We start from the raw sequence: 13647 nt of genomic DNA, 5'->3' as shown, positions 1-13647 counted from the left end.
ATGAAGCTTCAGTTCAAGGTTCAGCAATACCAGACCAATGCCGTCGATGCGGTGGTCGACTGCTTCGCTGGGCAACCCCGTCACGATGGAATCTCCTACCGGATCGACCCGGGTCGTGGCGCGAAATCCGCTGAGCCGACGTTGGACATTCCTGAGACACGGGACTCCGGCCTACGTAACGCGGATATCGCCTTGAATGCTGTGCAGTTACTGGAAAACATTCAGGCGGGGCAGCGCAGCAGGAATCTGCCCCTATCGAAGACACTGGTGTCGAGTAAGGCGGCAGCGCCAGGTACTCCGAACCTCGATATCGAAATGGAGACCGGAACCGGCAAGACCTACGTCTACATCAAAACCATCATGGAGCTGAATAAGCGCTATGGGTGGAGCAAATTCATCGTCGTCGTACCGAGCGTGGCCATCCGCGAAGGCGTGAAGAAGTCGTTCGACGTCACCTCCGAGCACTTCCAGCAGATTTACGGTACTAAGCCGCGCTCGTTCGTGTACAACTCCCTGCAGTTACAGGAACTGGAGCGTTTCAGCTCTGACGCCGGGGTGCAGGTGATGATCATCAACATCCAGGCGTTCAATGCCACTGGCAAGGACAACCGGCGCATCTACGACGTGCTCGACGATTTCCAGTCGCGCCGTCCCATTGACGTGATAAGCGCGAACCGGCCGATCGTCATCATTGACGAGCCGCAAAAGATTGGAGCGGCAAAGTCGTTGGAGGCACTGAGCCGGTTCAATGCCCTGATGGTGCTGCGCTATTCGGCGACCCATAAGGTGGAGCACAACAAGGTGCACCGGCTGGACGCACTGGACGCCTACAACCAGAAACTCGTGAAGAGGATCTCCGTGCGCGGCATCACGGTCAAGGGCCTGGCAGGAAGCACAGCATACCTGTACCTGGACGCGATCGAGATCGCAAAGGGGGCGAAGCCCCGCGCGCGGGTCGAATTGGAAGTACAAACAAAGAGCGGAATCAAGCGGCAGGTCAAGCGGCTCGACCTAGGGGCCCGACTCCATGACATATCGGGCGGGATTGAGGCATACAAAGACCTCGTTATTACCAACATCGACGCCAACCGTGATGTCATCGAACTCAGCGACGGCAGCATCGTGGCCTCCGGCCAAATCACCACCGACGTGACCGAAGAAGCGAAGCGCCGCATCCAGATCCGTGAGGTCATCCGTGCTCACATAGATAAGGAGCGCGAGCTCTTCGCACAGGGCATCAAGGTGCTGTCGCTGTTCTTCATCGACGAGGTGGCCAAATACCGCGACTACGAGCGTGAAGACACGCTCGGAGACTACGCGCGCGTCTTCGAGGAGGAGTACCGTGCGCTGGTGGCCGATGAGCTGAGTCAGCTGGACTTCGATACCGATGCGGAGGCATACAGGCAACACTTGGAGTCGATCAACGTAGAGAAAACGCACCAGGGCTACTTCTCGATCGACAAGAAGACCAAGCGGTTGGTGGACCCCAGCGTGGCTAAACGTGGTGAGGACGCGGGCCAGTCCACGGATGTCGGCGCTTATGACCTGATCCTTAAGCACAAGGAGCGCCTGCTGTCCTTCGCGGAACCAGTCCGGTTTGTCTTCAGCCACTCTGCACTGCGCGAAGGCTGGGACAACCCCAACGTATTTGTCATGGGCATGCTCAAGAAGAGCGACAACACCGTCTCGCGCCGCCAGGAGATCGGCCGTGGTCTGCGGTTAGCTGTGGACCAGCATGGCGAGCGGATGGACAACCCCACCACCGTTCACGACATCAACGAGCTGACCGTGGTAACTGACGAGTCCTACACCGACTTCGTGGCGGGACTACAGAAAGAGATCGGCCAATCATTGGCCTCCCGTCCCCGGAAGGCCAGCGTCAAGTACTTCGCGGGCAAGACGTTCGTCACTGAATCGGGGGAGAGCATCGTCCAGGAAGCGCTAGCGAATGCGCTGTATAAGTACCTCGTGAAGAACGACTACATTGACGATGACGACACCATCTCCGACGCTTACAAGGCCGCCCGAGACGCTGGCACTCTCGCTGAGCCGAACTCGGACGTGCTCAAGCCGGTCATTGATCAGCTCTGGCCGCTCGTAGATGCGCTCTTTGTAGGCGTCCCTCAGCCAGATGATGGGCGCAAACCCAAGCGGATTCCCCTAAACGAGGAGAACTTCGCCAAGAAGGAGTTCAAGGAGCTCTGGAACCGCATCAACCACAAAGCGGTCTACCAAGTCGAATTTGATTCGGCCGAACTTGTCGCGAAATGCGTCGCGGCGCTCGATGCCCATCTGAATGTCACTGCGATGCAGTACGTCGTGCAGTCCGGCGAGCAGAACGCTGAACTTGACGCTGACGCCATGGCGGCCGGGGCCGGGTTCACTGTTAGCTCGACGAATACACATACAGAGACGATCTCGGCGGCCTCACAGGTCCATTACGACCTGCTCGGTGAAATCACAGAAAAGACCCAGCTCACCCGCCGGACAGCGGCCGCCGTCCTTTCAGCGGTGATGCCGGCAACCTTTGCGAAGTACCGGCAGAACCCCGAGCACTTCATCACCGAAGCCGCGCGGCTGATCAATGAGCAGAAGGCCACCGTGATCGTTCAACATCTAACGTACGACACGCTCTCCGATCGACACGACACCGCGATCTTCACCGCCAACCAGACGAAGCAAGACTTTGCCAAGGCTGGGGAGAAACTGAAAAAGCACATCTACGACTACGTGATCACCGACTCGAAGGGCGAACGTGCCTTCGTCAACGACCTTGACACCAGCAACGAGGTTGTCGTCTACGCCAAGCTGCCCCGGGGCTTCTTCATCCCAACTCCAGTTGGCGAGTACAACCCAGATTGGGCCATCGCTTTCAAAGAAGGCGCCGTCAAACATGTCTACTTCGTTGCTGAGACCAAGGGCTCGCTGTCCTCGATGCAGCTTCGCCGAATTGAGGAAGCCAAGATCGAATGCGCCCGCAAGTTCTTCATGGAGCTGAACGCCAAGCACCATGAGAACGTCACATACGACGTTGTGACCGACTACAGCCAGCTTATGCAGCTCGTAGCAGCTGGGGCCGCAAATGGTTTGAAGGACCAGGAGTATGCCGGCTTATGACCTGAAACATGACCACACACGAATGTGCTCCGACCAATCAGTCGCCGTATGGGATCAGTCAGAGACTGTCCGCGGCGGGGATCACGACATTCAAGCGGAGAAATACATTCTGCCAGCCGTCTACGCGTTCCTTCTGGTTCGGCTCCTCAAGTAGCTCCGGTGACGGCCTAGCACTGCCTCCGCTAGCCAGACAGGTGTGAGGAACCGGATAGAGCACCGGTTCCTCACAGTAGCCGTCCTGCGGCTTGGCTGCTCCGTCGGCCTAGCGCCGGTACCCGTTGTGTAAGCCTAGCGTCGGTACCCGTTGTGTAATAAGGGCGCTTATGATTCGCTTCTTCTAAGTCTTGCCGCAGGCTTTCTTGAGATCCCGATCGAAGGAACGCACGACAATGCCGGAAACCACGCCCTCTTTGTCATCCAAACCGGCGCCCGGGACGGGGCGGCTGCACGATGCATTCCAGAACCAACTGGTGCTCAATCACCTGGATCTGGCCGAATCCCTAGCCTCGCGGTTCGCCGCCCGCGGACGGGAGCGCTCAGACCTGGTCCAGGTGGCCTATCTGGGGCTCATCAAGGCCGCATGCGGTTTCGATGAGGAGAAGGGCGAAAGCTTTCCTGCCTACGCGGCGCCCACTATCAGCGGCGAACTCAAGCGCTTCTTGCGGGACCGGTGCTGGACCGTCCGGCCGCCACGCCGCATCCAGGACGTCCGGACGCAGCTCCTGCGCACTGCCCCTGATCTGGCCCAGTCGCTGGGCCGTGTACCCTCGGCGCAGGAATTGGCCACGGAACTAGGCGTCACACCGGCCGAGGTCCGCGAAGCGCAGGCAGCCGGCAGCAGCATGCATCCCGACTCGCTGGACAGCCCGGATCCCTGGGGTGGGCCAACCAGGGGCGAGGGGCTGGTCTCTCCGGACCAGCCGATAGAGCACCTCGAAGAACTCGTGTGCCTGCACGAGGCAATCCAGGAACTGGACCCTGACGATCGGGAGATGCTGTACCGGCGCTACTTCCGCGAGGAGACCCAGGTGGAACTCGGCAAACGGTTCGGCATCTCGCAGATGCAGATGTCTCGGCGGCTGTCCCGGATCCTAGTGTGGCTTCAGCTCCGGCTGCTTGACGACGAGTCAGTAGCTCTGAACACGGCCACCGCGGACCAGCGCTGATCAGGGGAGCCGGGGCCGCCACCCGGTTGCTGGGCGGGACCAAACCTTCGGAGATCTGGGCTTGAGCTGCTGTCTTGGCTGCCTCTTACGTCGCGCCTTCGGCTTCGACGTAGCTGAGCTGGCCGTTAGCGGCTTCTACGGTCAGGGTTACTTTCACGTCCATAGTTTAGGCAACGGCCCGGGCCAGGGTGCTTTCCAACGCTGCCAGCAGCGTTGGGCCGTGCTTTTCTTCGCGCCGGTCCACTGGACGTGCCCCACCCAGAGCAGGGCAAGAGGTCATCATCCACAGTGCGAAGTAGTTGTGCGGGATCCGGAGCTCTATCGCGCGCCGGAACAGGCGCACGACAACTGGGTTTAGCGACAGGTCCGGCTGGAACTGGAATCCAGGGCAGAACGTGCCCTCGTCGATAAAGACGCGAACGAGTTGGCGAAACGCCGGTTCCGGGTTCGGGGAGGCGGCTCCGAGCCGTTCCCGGACCTGGCCCACCGCGGGCAGGCCGAACTCGTCACGGACCGCGTCCCAGAGCTGCTGCGGAATGGGGGAGCGGTATAGCTCAGCTGGCATCATCAATGCCGTCCAGCAGCCATTGCGTGGAGGCGGGGTCACGGCGCAGCAGGAACGTACGCAGTGCCGAGTTGGAGGAGAGCTTGACCTGCACCCGCCAGAACTCGATGTCAACGATGTTCCCGATACCAACTGGCGCGGTGGTGCGGGTCTGCCACCAGGAGTCCCGCTCGAACCAGTGCACTGGTTCTTCGGTAATTACCCACAAGCGCCCGTCATGCCGGACGGCGAGGGGCCGGCCGGTGGGGTTGAACCGCACGTCGACCGCGACATTCAGGGATGTTTCATTGGCTGTTGCTGTCACGTTTTACGCGCTCTCCTAAATTCCTGTTGCTTGCCCCGCCGCGGCGGGTGACCGCCGACGCCCATACCCAGGTGCGATAAGCCAGGGGCCCGTCCTGCCATCTGACCTCAACGGCCTTCGCCGTCCAGGCGAACACCTCGCCCTCAACGAGCTCGGCACAGTTCGGGAACCGCAGCCAGGCCCTGACCGGGATCCCCGGAAATACGTTGTGGACCGGAAAGTTCTTGAAATCAAGTTCCTCCAAGGTGAGCCCGATCGGCTGCGCACGCCTCGCGTACCGCGCGTGCAGCGCCTTGGCCTGCTCGGGACCCATTACCACGGTTACTAGAATATATGTTCGAACGACACCGGAAAATTTTAGCGGCATCCACTCGTGCCGCTTCCATCAACTATGAGGTCGGGGTACGACAAAAAACCGGCACCCCCAAAAACTGAAGCGGGTTATGCCCATTGTGGGCAGGTGGAGCCCTCCGCACACCTCAAAGCTGTCCACACTGGGAATAACCCGCTACGGCGCCGTCGTCAGCGGTGCCTGTCGTTCAGTTCAGGGGGAGGCCTGACCTCGGAAGGTTCCAGCTCCGGCCGTGGGCGCCTATAGGTGACCGGGTGACGGAAGGACGTGCCGGACCAGGCGACGTCGGCCGAGACCTCGACCACGACCGGTTCGATCAGCGTTAGCCGCACGGGGCCTTTGTCCCTGCTGAATCTGTTCAGGGAGGACTCGCTGATCTCTTCAGGCCAGGGGTGTCCTGGACCGGCAGCATGGAGGTACTGGCCCAGTTCACGTCCGACTTTCGTGGAGAGAACCGTGGACCGGCCGACAATCTTCAGCTCGCCGCCCACCGGCAGGCCGGCGATGATGGCCTGCGGTTGGGTCAAGGACCCGATCACGGCAGCGCAGACGACATCCAGGACGTCTTTGTGTTTTAGCTTCAACCACGCCCTGGTGGCCTCGTACGGCTGGGCTCCGCCCTTGAATACGAGACCCTCGATTCCCGTAGCGGGCAGATCCCGCAGCCAAGTCTTCGCCAGTTCCATGTCCCCGGTCGTGGGGGAGAGGTTCAACGGCGCAGTCCAGTCCCGGCCCAGTTCCTCGAGCAGCTACCGGCGCCCCGCGAACGGCACGTCCCGGATGTCCTGCCCGGCGACGGCCAGGACATCGAAGGCCACGAACGAAGCCGGCAGCTCATTGACCAGGCCCGGCAAAGCGGCCCTGGAGGCGATCATGCGCTGCTGCAGCGCCTCGAAATCCAGCCGGTCCCCATTCCAGATGACGGCCTCACCGTCCAGGACCACCCCGGGAGGTACCTGCTCTGCGAGAGCTTCGGCCAGATCCGGCAGGATTTTCGTGAGGTTTTTGCGCTGCCTGGACCACAGCGTCACCTGATCAGCGTCAATAAACGCGGCCGCCCGGAAACCGTCCCATTTGGGTTCGGCCCATAGGCCGCCGGGCAGTGCGTTCGGGCCAGGGAAGGTCTTGACGAGCTTCGCCATGGCAACCGCGACCGGTGGGTGCAGTGCCGGCGGAAGGGACTCGGCCATGGGCCCAGCCTAAAGGAGAAACGCCGGCATGAAGGTCCGTCTGGCCTTACTTGGCCCGAGGGCCCTCCGTGGCAGCGTCCTCTGCGCTGACGCGGCGCAGCAGGGCCGCCATGCTCCGAATAGCTGCCGGATCTTCCTGCCAGGGCTTGCCGCCCCGGGAGCAGGCATGAAAGCCCGTGGCAGATGACTCTTTCGCCGCTTCGGCGAGCTCAGCCCACGCCGCTTTCAGGTCTGCCACCTGCTCAGGAGTCGACGGCTCCTGTTCCTTCGGCTCAATCGCCGCTGCGAGGGCGGGGCAACCAGCACCCGTTGCCGGCTTGCGCAGCCGGGCGAACCAGCTCGACAGACCCATACGCTTTCCCTTCGCATCAACACTCCAATGACCCCCCAGGGCAAAGCAGAGGGACCGCAACCGGTGCCGCATGCGGCCCTCTGCCCTGGGGTAAACATCCTGCTGCTTACGCCTTCGAGCATGCCACACGGATAAGTGATGGTGCATGCTCGCAGGGCTCGCACCCATGTGGGCGTCCGCTGGCGCGGCCGGCTGTTGGGGCCAGGTGGCGCCGTCGCAGAGCTCCTTCACCCCCTGGCCCTGTCTTGTCTACGACGTTTTGGCTGCTGTCCTGACGGATTGTACGTGTCCGCTCCGGCCTGTCGAGCCCCTCCTTCGTCGGGGCCTGCGGTCCGGGAATTTCCCTGCGGCGCTCCTTCGTCGCTGATTTCCTCCGGGAATTTCCCGCACCTTGCCCTCACGGGTAGACAGGCCTCCGTCGGCCACAGCTCCGCAAGCTTCGCCAGCAGCCAAAACAACGGGGGAGAAGGGGAGCTGGCCGGTCACCATTGGCCGCCCCACCCACCAACCCTTTCGGCAAAAAGGAGCACCACCATGAACGCAGTCACTAAGAGGACCGTGACCACCGCTGACACTGGCGAAACGGTCCACGACGTACCCGTGCTCATCGACTACCACATGAACGACGGGTACGACTGGATGGACGTCATCGCAGAACACGGCTGGGCCGTGATCCCCAGCTGGGGCTGCGACGGCTGGGACCTGGGCCAGTGGCCTTACGTCATGGTCGCCGGGATCCGCACCGCGGACGAGATCGGCAACCTGTTCGGCATGGCCACCTATTGCGAGGGCGACGTCCGCACTTACTGGTTCAGGACAAAAGGCAGATTCTGGACCGCGATCAGTGAGCAGGCGTTCTTCCACTGGAAGAACGGACAGGCCCAAGGCCCCGACGACCTGCCCGAAGCCGCCGCCGAAATGCCCAGCCGCTACCGGATGCCCTGCACCCTCACGGACGCGGCCTAACCCTATCCGAGCCGGTGCCCCGCCGAGAGCGGCGGGGCACCGCACCACCCCAAGACATATCATCTGAGAGAGGACAAACCCTCATGAGCATCTGCACCGCCCTGATCATCCCCGCCGACCTGAATGAACCGGCCCGCGTGGAAACCATCGACGCCGGGTTGGAGACCCTGCAAACCCTCGTGGCCGGGAACATCGAAGCCGTGAGTGGCGATGACTGGCACTTCTACCTGAACGAGGAAGGCAAAATCCTCAACCTTCCCCCGAACCGCCGTACCGCGATGCTGGTCCTCGAAAAAACCCGGATGCTGTCAGACGTCTTCTGCGGGAACGTCGTGTTCCTGGGAGAGACCCGCGACGGGGATGAAGGCAATGTGCCCCAGCACCTGATCGACCTCGCGCAGCAGCTCTTCGGGTTGGAACAGGAAGCCGCCTAACAGGCCGGGCACCCGCTTACTCAAATGCTCAAATGAGTAAGTGGGTGCCCATCTCCGTTGGATGGGCCAGTCTGCGGGGGCGGTCCCTGATTGAAAACGCGGCCGGAGACGCCGGGCTGCTGGAGCACGATGCCGTTGATGGTGCCGTCGGGCAGGCCCTTGGACAGGTCGGCGACCTCAACCTCGAAGCCGAGCGCCTCGGCGCGGCCCTTGACGACGGCGATGGTCTGGGGAAGGACATCGGCGTCCAGGACAGTTTTGCCGTCGCGAGCGTCCTTGTTCTTGTTGGCGCGGCGCATCATGAGGACGGCTTCAGCGACAGCCGTTGCTTCATCGAGCAGTGAGGCGTTGGCGATAGGCAGCGCGGTCAGGTCCTGGACCATGGTCTGGAAGTTCAGCAGCGCCTCGAGCCGACCCTGGGAAATCTCCGGCTGGTACGGCGTGTAGGCGGTGTACCAGGCCGGGGCCTCCAGGATGTTGCGGCGGATCACCGGCGGCGTAACGGTGTCGTAGTAGCCCTGCCCGATCATCTGAACGGCGGTCTTGTTCTTGGCTGCAAGGCGGCGCAGTTCTGCAAGCACCTCAACCTCGCTCAGTGCATCTCTGAGCGCAAGCGGCTTGGACTGGCGGATCGCATCAGGAACAGCAACGTCCACCAGGCCATCAACGCTGTCGTAGCCAATGGCTTTGAGCATGCTGTTCACATCGGCCTGGCGACGCGCGCCGATATGGCGGTCAGCAAAGGATGATGAATGGGATGCGATCGTCATGAGGAACTCCAGGTCTGGCCGGCCACGGGTGGCGCGGCATGGTTGGGTTCCTCCCCGCTCTGTATTGGACCTGAGAGATTCCGCGGAAGTGGTAGTCCGCTTGCACCGTCGGTGAGCCAGGCTTGCCCGGCTGCTTTCCAGAGTTGCCTCGCCGCGGCGGTGCTTGGGCCTGAGAGATTCCTGGGGAGGATTTGCTCCTACGGCGCTGCCCGGTGATGACGGGGAGAACTCTCCCGCCACGGCTCGAAAGGCTATTGAGATGTAGGTGATTCGCTTCACACCGTAGATGAGTCAGATGTTGGTCTGCAACCTGAAAGAGAGGCACCTTAAGCTCTTCTGTACCTTGTACATAATCCCTTTCACCTATGCTCATTGATCGCGTTCGCCTGCCCTGTTGTACTGACACTCACACGAATCCCCACGGTCCCCTGGCCGCTTCCAAAGACGTCCAGCGGTAAAAACCAGAACGAGGCCTCAATCGAGTTATGTCGACGACAGAGAAAACCCAACAGTTAAAGTCTCCAATCGCCCCTGAGTGGCTTACGGTCCCCACTGAGCCGAACGAGCTCAATCCGGTGATCTGGGCCGAGGGAGTGTCTCGATCCGAGGCGGGTGAAATCACTATCGCCGGACTGCCTGTCTCTGAGCTGGCTCAACGGTTCGGGACACCCGCCTATATCATCTCCGAGGACCACTTCCGCAGCCGCGCACGGGCCTTCCGTGATGCCTTTAATGAAGCCTTTGCACCCCTGTGTGGCGGAGTGGATGTCTACTATGCGGGCAAGTCTTTCCTGTGCACCGAGGTAGCCAAGTGGGTAGCGGAGGAAGGACTGCGCCTGGATACGTGTTCCGGAGGGGAACTCGCGTTGGCAGCACGGGCTGGTATCGATGGCGTGAAGCTGGGTCTTCACGGCAACAATAAGTCGGACAATGAGATCAACCGCGCGCTCGATATGGGCATTGGCAGGATCGTTGTGGACAGCCTTCAAGAGCTGGAACGCGTGGCAGAAATTGCGCGTGGCCGTGGTCTCACGGCTCCGATTCTGTTGCGGCTTACCCCAGGCGTTCATGCCAAAACGCACGAATTCATTGCTACCGCCCACGAGGACCAGAAGTTCGGTCTCTCCATGGCCTCCGTCAACGGCAATCCATCCGCTGCTGAACAAGCAGTCGATGCAGCGTTGGCACACCCCAGTCTCGAACTCCTCGGTCTCCACTGCCACATCGGTTCACAGATCTTTTCGCCTGACGGCTTTGCCTTGGCCGCGGAGAAGCTCCTCGGCTTCATTGCTTCGATCCGTGACCGTCATGGGGTGTCCCTAAAAGAACTGGACCTTGGCGGCGGGTACGGCATCGCCTATACAGAAGTTGACCATCCCCAGGAGCCGAAGCATTTGGCAACGGCGATGGCGGCGGTCGTAGGTGAAGCCTGTCAGCGTCTCGGCATTGATGTGCCGCGCATCTCGATCGAGCCGGGTCGGGCCATTGTGGGCAGTTCAACTTTCACTCTTTACAAGGTCGGCACCCTGAAGACTATCCATGTGGAGCACGGCACGGATGTGTTCGAGCGCCGCTACGTATCCGTGGACGGCGGCATGAGTGATAACCCGCGGCCCGTACTGTACGGTGCGGACTACTCGGCGGCCCTTGCCTCCCGCAGTTCAGAGGCGCCATTGGCCCTGTCACGGGTCGTGGGCAGGCATTGTGAGAGCGGCGACATCGTCGTCAAAGACACCTATCTGCCCTCCGACGTTGAGCCTGGGGACCTCCTTGCAGTGCCGGCAACCGGCGCGTACTGCTGGGTCCTGGGAAGTAACTACAACTACACCCCGCGGCCGCCTGTCGTCGCTGTTTCCCGGGGCGAGGCGCGTCTCATCGTCCGCGGTGAAACCGAGGAGGACCTTTTTCTCCGTGATGTCTCATGCTGATCCCACACCACGCCGTTGTCGTCCCCATTACCCAGCTGGTCCGAAAGGGCGAATCCTGATATGACAGACTCTTTGACCGAATCTGAAGCTCTGACATCCACTCCTCTCCAGGGGGTGCCCTACTGGAAAGGTCACGGCACCGGCAACGACTTCGTCCTGATAGCAGACCCGGACGGCAATCTGGAGATCAGCTCGACCATGACCTCCCAGATCTGTGACCGGCACAAGGGCATCGGAGCAGACGGCCTGATCCGCGCAGTCCGTTCGGAGCGCCTTCCCGAAGGGAGGGAGGTCCTGACCTTCGCGCCGCAGGCCGAATGGTTCATGGACTACCGCAATGCCGACGGCACAATCGCCGAGATGTGCGGTAACGGCGTCCGCGTGTTTGTTCACTTCCTGGTCTCAACCGGACTGGCTGACCTTCCTGCCGGTTCTACGCTGACCATCGGAACCCGGGCAGGAGCGAAGAAGGTCACCCTGATCGGCAGCGATTATGAGATCGACATGGGTCCCTGGCGGAAAGCCTTTCCGGAACGCAGCGCCGAGGATGGCACCGACGCTGTTGTTTCGGCGCCGGGTGTTGAGGTACAGCGCGGTGTTTCCATTGACATGGGCAACCCGCACACAGTCGTGATCCTGCCCCCTGGCACGCCCTTGTCACCTCTCAACCTGTTCACCGCACCTCACGTCAGCCCCCGGCCCCGGCGGGGTACCAACGTCGAATTCGCTTCGCTCAAAGAGCCGGAAAACCCCCAACTGCCCCGCGTCATCACTATGCGGGTTTACGAGCGTTCGGTTGGAGAGACCCAGGCCTGCGGAACAGGAGCCTGCGCCACAGCGGTCGCCGTCCGTCTGCAATCAGGGCTTCACGATGCCGAATGGACAGTGCAGATGCCAGGCGGCCCAGTCCTGGTGCGCTTTCAAAAGGAACGAGGGATGGGAGCAGCTGTGCGCGAGCACGTCTTTCTGCGCGGCCCTGCCCGGATGGTCTCAAAGGGCGCCATCGATCCTGAGATGTGGGACTTTCCACGGGAAACCTCAGACGCTTCCAAACTTCTTGAGGTGGCACGATGAGCGCGCAACCTGATTCGCTGGCTCCGGCCAGGACGTTCGGCCTGAATCTTCCCGACTACCCTTGGGACGCGATGGCACCGTACAAAGCCATAGCAGCCAGGCACACGGACGGGCCGGTAGATCTTTCTTTGGGCACTCCTGTGGATTCGACCCCGGATGTCGTCCGCGAAGCATTGATCCGGTCAGCCAACGCTCCGGGATATCCTGGTGCGCACGGCACCGCTTCCCTTCGGGAGGCGATTGCGCAGTGGTTTATCCGTCGCCGCGGTGTCGACAGCCTCGACCCGCAAAGCATCATGCCCACGGTTGGATCCAAGGAGCTCATCGCGTGGCTGCCGTTCATGCTTGGCCTGGGGCCAATGGACGTGGTCGTCAGGCCAAAGATCGCCTACCCCACGTACGACATCGGTGCGAAGCTGTGCGGGGCTACGTCGGTGGCCTGCGACTCCCTGGAGGAACTGGACCCGGCGACGCTGCGAAGGGTTCGCCTGGTATGGATCAACTCCCCGGGGAACCCCACAGGCCAGGTCCGTGACGCGCAATCCATGAAGACCCTTGTTGCACAGGCCCGTGAACTTGGGGCCGTTGTTGCCTCAGACGAGTGCTACGCCGAACTGGGCTGGGATTCCTGGGACACGGAAACCGGTGGGGAGCGCATTCCCTGCGTCCTGGAATCCGAAGTCTCCGGCGGCTCCACTCAAGGGCTGCTCTCCCTGTATTCGCTCAGCAAACAATCGAATCTCGCCGGCTACCGTGCTGCGTTTGTGGCTGGCGATGAAAAGATCATGGCCAGTCTGGTTAATACCCGAAAACACGCCGGCATGATCGTCCCGTCCCCGATAATGGCGGCGATGGAGGCGGCACTGAACGACGAGGAGCATGTGCGCATCCAGAAGGCGGCCTACCGGCAGCGCAGGGAGATCCTGCTGCCTGCCCTGCAGAGTATCGGCTTCAACGTCGAGCACTCGGAGGCAGGTCTGTATCTTTGGGCGACCGCTGGACAAGACACTTGGCACACGGTGCAGTTCCTGGCAGAACAGGGCATCATCGTCGGGCCGGGAAGCTTCTACGGCCGCGCCGGTGAGGGTTATGTCCGGTTCTCAATCACCGGGTCCGACGAATGCATCGCCGCCGCCGCAGAGAGACTGACGGCAGCCGAACTGCCCCGAAAAGCCCATAGCTAGGCGAAGCTGGCAGCTCAGGACCAAGTAAACGGACTGGAGAACGCACCATAGCTGCGTTCTCCAGTCCGTTTTTGTGTTTCGGCAAGGATCTGTAACAGAAATGCAAGACGCTGGAGGCAAATCCTCGTCCTCAGGGCTTCCCACCTACTCCGACAAGCGTCTCCAGCGTGCACCAGGTGGAAGCGGGATCGCCTGCGCCCAGATATCTGCTTCCAAACGCAAAGCGGGCCGGAGTCCCCTTCCCG

13 protein-coding genes, 1 pseudogene and 1 riboswitch are annotated in these 13647 nt (G+C 61.5%); of the genes and pseudogenes, 7 read left to right on the top strand and 7 right to left on the bottom strand.

Annotated features, from left to right (window positions below; all coding sequences use genetic code 11):
* Both ACHMXB_RS22145 and ACHMXB_RS22140 read left to right on the top strand, forming a co-directional pair.
* Positions 1 to 3117: a type III restriction-modification system endonuclease gene (locus ACHMXB_RS22145; protein ID WP_395405919.1), complete on the top strand. Its 3117-nt coding sequence runs from the start codon at positions 1 to 3 to the stop codon at positions 3115 to 3117.
* 389 nt (positions 3118 to 3506) lie between these two features.
* On the top strand, positions 3507 to 4283 hold the full coding sequence (locus tag ACHMXB_RS22140) for a sigma-70 family RNA polymerase sigma factor (RefSeq protein ID WP_395405917.1): 777 nt from the start codon (positions 3507 to 3509) through the stop codon (positions 4281 to 4283).
* Positions 4284 to 4449: 166 nt separating this feature from the next.
* Here the strand turns inward: ACHMXB_RS22140 and ACHMXB_RS22135 are convergent, their stop codons facing one another.
* From ACHMXB_RS22135 to ACHMXB_RS22110, 6 genes are all read right to left on the bottom strand, one after another.
* A complete protein-coding gene (locus ACHMXB_RS22135; RefSeq protein WP_395405916.1) occupies positions 4450 to 4851 on the bottom strand; it encodes a hypothetical protein in 402 nt (133 codons plus the stop codon).
* Positions 4838 to 5152, bottom strand: a complete 315-nt coding sequence (locus ACHMXB_RS22130) for a hypothetical protein (protein ID WP_395405914.1) — start codon at positions 5150 to 5152, stop codon at positions 4838 to 4840. The genes ACHMXB_RS22135 and ACHMXB_RS22130 overlap by 14 nt, the downstream gene beginning before the upstream one ends.
* Positions 5133 to 5465 carry a hypothetical protein gene (locus ACHMXB_RS22125; RefSeq protein ID WP_395405912.1) on the bottom strand — a complete coding sequence of 111 codons (333 nt, stop codon included), beginning with the start codon at positions 5463 to 5465 and terminating at the stop codon, positions 5133 to 5135. Before ACHMXB_RS22125 ends, ACHMXB_RS22130 begins: the two co-directional genes overlap by 20 nt.
* A 209-nt stretch (positions 5466 to 5674) precedes the next feature.
* Positions 5675 to 6217 carry a hypothetical protein gene (locus tag ACHMXB_RS22120; protein WP_395405910.1) on the bottom strand — a complete coding sequence of 181 codons (543 nt, stop codon included), beginning with the start codon at positions 6215 to 6217 and terminating at the stop codon, positions 5675 to 5677.
* Between the two features lie 36 nt (positions 6218 to 6253).
* Positions 6254 to 6694 (bottom strand): hypothetical protein, encoded by a 441-nt coding sequence (locus tag ACHMXB_RS22115; protein WP_395405908.1) that lies wholly within the window; start codon positions 6692 to 6694, stop codon positions 6254 to 6256.
* Between the two features lie 46 nt (positions 6695 to 6740).
* Positions 6741 to 7046 (bottom strand): hypothetical protein, encoded by a 306-nt coding sequence (locus tag ACHMXB_RS22110; protein ID WP_395405906.1) that lies wholly within the window; start codon positions 7044 to 7046, stop codon positions 6741 to 6743.
* A gap of 534 nt (positions 7047 to 7580) precedes the next feature.
* On the opposite strand from ACHMXB_RS22110, the gene ACHMXB_RS22105 reads away from it, so the two are divergent.
* Both ACHMXB_RS22105 and ACHMXB_RS22100 read left to right on the top strand, forming a co-directional pair.
* Positions 7581 to 8012, top strand: a complete 432-nt coding sequence (locus ACHMXB_RS22105; RefSeq protein ID WP_395405904.1) for a hypothetical protein — start codon at positions 7581 to 7583, stop codon at positions 8010 to 8012.
* 83 nt (positions 8013 to 8095) lie between these two features.
* On the top strand, positions 8096 to 8446 hold the full coding sequence (locus ACHMXB_RS22100; protein WP_395405903.1) for a DUF3846 domain-containing protein: 351 nt from the start codon (positions 8096 to 8098) through the stop codon (positions 8444 to 8446).
* 89 nt (positions 8447 to 8535) lie between these two features.
* On the opposite strand, the pseudogene ACHMXB_RS22095 reads toward ACHMXB_RS22100, so the two are convergent.
* Positions 8536 to 9216: pseudogene (locus ACHMXB_RS22095) on the bottom strand (glycine dehydrogenase (aminomethyl-transferring)); the annotation flags it as partial.
* 147 nt (positions 9217 to 9363) lie between these two features.
* Positions 9364 to 9462: riboswitch (glycine riboswitch) on the bottom strand.
* A gap of 239 nt (positions 9463 to 9701) precedes the next feature.
* Here ACHMXB_RS22095 and lysA point away from each other — a divergent pair.
* Genes lysA through dapC form a run of 3 tightly spaced genes read left to right on the top strand, consistent with a single transcriptional unit; the run spans position 9702 to position 13402 of the window.
* Positions 9702 to 11144, top strand: a complete 1443-nt coding sequence (gene lysA, locus ACHMXB_RS22090; RefSeq protein ID WP_395405901.1) for a diaminopimelate decarboxylase — start codon at positions 9702 to 9704, stop codon at positions 11142 to 11144.
* 60 nt (positions 11145 to 11204) lie between these two features.
* Positions 11205 to 12218 carry a diaminopimelate epimerase gene (dapF, locus tag ACHMXB_RS22085; protein ID WP_395405899.1) on the top strand — a complete coding sequence of 338 codons (1014 nt, stop codon included), beginning with the start codon at positions 11205 to 11207 and terminating at the stop codon, positions 12216 to 12218.
* A complete protein-coding gene (gene dapC / locus ACHMXB_RS22080; protein ID WP_395405897.1) occupies positions 12215 to 13402 on the top strand; it encodes a succinyldiaminopimelate transaminase in 1188 nt (395 codons plus the stop codon). The genes dapF and dapC overlap by 4 nt, the downstream gene beginning before the upstream one ends.
* Positions 13403 to 13647 lie beyond the last annotated feature (245 nt).

It is taken from the genome of Arthrobacter sp. UC242_113 (assembly GCF_044054585.1).
Classification (GTDB): domain Bacteria; phylum Actinomycetota; class Actinomycetes; order Actinomycetales; family Micrococcaceae; genus Arthrobacter.
This window is presented reverse-complemented; position numbering and strand designations above follow the sequence as displayed.